The sequence below is a fragment of the Acidovorax sp. HMWF029 genome (genome assembly GCF_003060895.1).
Taxonomy (GTDB): Bacteria; Pseudomonadota; Gammaproteobacteria; order Burkholderiales; family Burkholderiaceae_C; genus Acidovorax.
In genome coordinates, this window is the sequence record NZ_QAIH01000046.1 from 12,372 (window position 1) to 15,757 (window position 3,386).

Genomic DNA, 3,386 nt, shown 5'->3' on the forward strand with positions numbered 1-3,386 from the left:
AGCCCCGCCATGATCAGCATGCGCGAGGTGGACCCGGGGCTGGACGCCGGCCGCTTCACGCTGGTGCTGCACATCCCCGCCCACTTTCAGCGCGACGTGCTGGCGGGCCGGGTGCCGCAGGTGCAGCTCAACATCGACGCCACGCGCATGGGGCAGGCGTTTGTGGCCAATGGGGCGGTGCAGCAGATTGTGCAGCTGGAGGTGGCCGAGTTTGTGCAGCGCGACCGCGCCGTGGCCGCCCAGCCCATCGAGCTGACGGTGCGCGCGCGCTTCAACCCGGCGCTGAACCCTGCGTGGTTTGGGTCGTTGATGGAGCTGATCAACATCGTGACCATGCTCTCCATCATCCTCACCGGCGCCGCGCTGATCCGCGAGCGCGAGCATGGCACGGTGGAGCATCTGTTGGTGATGCCCGTCACCCCCGGCGAGATCATGCTGGCCAAGGTCTGGGCCATGGCGCTGGTGGTGCTGGTCGCTACCTGGGTGTCGCTCACGGCGGTGATCCGCTGGGCGATTGGCGTGCCCATCGAGGGCTCGGTGCCGCTGTTCTTGTTGGGCGCCACGCTGCACCTGTTCGCCACCACGTCCATGGGCATCTTCATGGCTACGGTGGCGCGCAGCATGCCGCAGTTTGGCTTGCTGATGGTGCTGGTGATGATGCCGCTGCAGATGCTGTCGGGCGGCGTCACCCCGCGCGAGAGCATGCCGCTGTGGGTGCAGTACGGCATGGCGCTGGCGCCCACCACGCACTTCACCGAACTGGCCCAGGCCATCCTCTACCGGGGCGCTGGCTGGGCGGTGGTGTGGCCGTCGCTGGTGTGGCTGCTGGGCATTGGGGCGGTGCTGTTCAGCCTGGCGCTGGCGCGGTTTCGCAAGACGATTGCGCGCATGGCATGAATGTTCAGGGCGCTATTGAATATGTAGCTGCACGCGCTTGATAGACGGGCGGAAGGGGCTATTTGGGCATGAAATTCACAGTGCCAGGCCGCCCTGGAATGTGCACTTGCGCCACCGGCGCCGGGCTGCTGGCCACGCGCTGGCCGCGCCGCCACACGCCCAGCCGCGCGGCCCGCAGACGGATCGCGTCCACCGGGTTGCGCGCATGCAGCAGCACCAGGTCGGCATGGCAGCCGGGCGCAATGCCATAGCCCTCCAGCCCCAGCAGGCGTGCCGGGTTCATCGTCACTGCATCAAAACACTGCCGCATGGCGGCCTGGCTGGTCATCTGCCCCACATGCAGCCCCATGTGCGCGGCCTCCAGCATGTCGGCGCTGCCGCCGCTGTACCAGGGGTCCAGCACGCAGTCGTGGCCAAACGCCACGGTCAGTCCCGCAGCCATCAGCTCGGGCACGCGGGTCATGCCCCGGCGCTTGGGGTAGGTGTCGTGGCGGCCTTGCAAGGTGATGTTGATGAGCGGGTTGGCCACCACGCCCAGGTCGGCCTCGGCCATCAGGGGGATGAGCTTGCTCACGTAGTAGTTGTCCATGCTGTGCATGGAGGTCAGGTGCGAGCCCGTGACGCGGCCGTGCAGGCCCAGGCGCTGGGTTTCATACGCCAGGGTTTCCACATGGCGCGAGTGCGGGTCGTCGCTCTCGTCGCAGTGCATGTCCACCCGTTTGCCGCGCTCGGCAGCCAGTTCGCAGAGGATCTTCACGCTCTCGGCCCCTTGGGCCATGGTGCGCTCGAAGTGGGGGATGCCACCCACCACGTCCACACCCATGTCCAGCGCGCGCTTCAGGTTGTCGAGCCCGCCGGGCGCGCGCAGCACACCGTCTTGCGGGAAGGCCACCAGTTGCAAATCCAGGTAGGGTGCCACGCGCTGCTTCACATCCAGCAGGGCCTGCACCGGCAGCAGGCTGGGGTGGCTGGTGTCCACATGGCTGCGAATGGCCAGCAGCCCGCGCGCCACGGCCATGTCGCAGTACTGCAACGCGCGCTGCACGATGGCGTCGTGCGTCAGCGTGGGCTTGAGCTCGCCCCACAGCGCAATGCCTTCGAGCAGCGTGCCGCTCTCGTTCACGCGCGGCTGGCCGTAGCTCAGGGTCGAATCCATGTGGAAATGTGCGTCCACAAAAGGGGGGCTGACCAGCAGGCCGCCCGCGTCCACCGTCTCGTGCGCGGGGGCTTGCAAGCCTTCGGTCACTTCGGTGATGCGCCCGCCCTGCACGGCGATCGACATGTTCTGGCGCCCGTCGGGCAGGGTGGCGTGGGTGATGAGGAGATCAAGCATGGGTTCAGGTTCCGTGGGGTCAGCGCTCGCCCTTGCGGTACGGCTTCATCAGCGCCTGGGGATAGGCCGCTTTGCGCGCCACCAGCACCAGCGCCAGGATGGACAGCAGGTAAGGCAGCATCAAATACACCTGATACGGTAGCCAGGCATCGCCCGCCTGCTGCAGGCGCAACTGCAGCGCATCAAAAAAGGCGAAAAGCAGCGCACCCAGCAGCGCCTTGCCGGGCCGCCACGACGCAAACACCACCAGCGCCACGCAGATCCAGCCGCGCCCGTTGATCATGTTGAAGAAAAACGCGTTGAACGCCGACAGCGTGAGGAACGACCCTGCCACCCCCATCAGCGCTGAGCCTGCCACGATGGCGCCCGTGCGGGTGGCCGCCACTGAAATGCCCTGGCCTTCGGCCGCCTGCGGGTTCTCGCCCACCATGCGCACGGCCAGGCCTAGCGGCGTGCGCATCAGCAGCCAGGCAAGGAGCGGCACCAGTAAGAGCGCCAGCAGCGTGAGCGGTGTCTGTGCCGACAGGATGGGAATGCCCAGCCATTCCATGGGCGCAAAGGGCTCGATGGTGGGCGGCGTGTTGACCTTGGGGAAGCTGACGCGGTAGCCGTAGTAGCTGAGCGCCGTCGCCAACAGCGTGATGCCCAGCCCCGACACGTGCTGCGACAACGCCAGCCCCACGGTAAGCCATGCGTGCAGCAAGCCAAACACCGCCCCCGTGAGCGCAGCCACCAGCACCCCCGTCCACAGCCCATGGCCGGCATACACCGTGAGCCAGCCGGTGAAGGCGCCAGCCACCATGATCCCTTCAATGCCCAGGTTGAGCACCCCGGCGCGTTCGCACAGCAGCACCCCCAGCGTGCCCAGGATGAGCGGGGTGGCCACGCGCAGGGTGGCAATCCAGAACGCGGGGTTGGCAAGGATGTCGAGCAGTTCAGTCATAGGTCTGCTCCGGCATGGTTTGCTTTGATTTTGATAGCTTAAAAGGCATGGTGGACGCGCGGAGACGGCCTTTTTTACTTGATTTTTGGCGCGGATGGGGCTTCATGCTGCGCTCACTTCCAGCGAACGCGGTATTGGGTGAGCAACCCCGCCACCAGCACCGCAATCAACGACGTCGCCACAATCACATCCGCAATGTAGGTGGGCACGCCC

3 protein-coding genes and 1 pseudogene are annotated in these 3,386 nt (G+C 66.5%); 1 reads left to right on the forward strand and 3 read right to left on the reverse strand.

Annotation, left to right across the window (positions count from 1 at the left end; translation table 11 throughout):
• A partial coding sequence (locus tag DBR12_RS02800; protein WP_233244264.1) for an ABC transporter permease occupies nt 1-897 on the forward strand: 897 nt, incomplete at its 5' end.
• A gap of 58 nt (nt 898-955) precedes the next feature.
• Here DBR12_RS02800 and DBR12_RS02805 read toward each other — a convergent pair.
• From DBR12_RS02805 to DBR12_RS22495, 3 genes and pseudogenes are all read right to left on the reverse strand, one after another.
• Nucleotides 956-2,230 (reverse strand): amidohydrolase family protein, encoded by a 1,275-nt coding sequence (locus DBR12_RS02805; protein ID WP_108615852.1) that lies wholly within the window; start codon nt 2,228-2,230, stop codon nt 956-958.
• 19 nt (nt 2,231-2,249) lie between these two features.
• Nucleotides 2,250-3,173, reverse strand: coding sequence for an ABC transporter permease (locus tag DBR12_RS02810; protein WP_108615853.1), 924 nt, complete (start codon nt 3,171-3,173; stop codon nt 2,250-2,252).
• 113 nt (nt 3,174-3,286) lie between these two features.
• Nucleotides 3,287-3,386, reverse strand: a pseudogene (locus DBR12_RS22495) (ABC transporter permease); the annotation flags it as partial.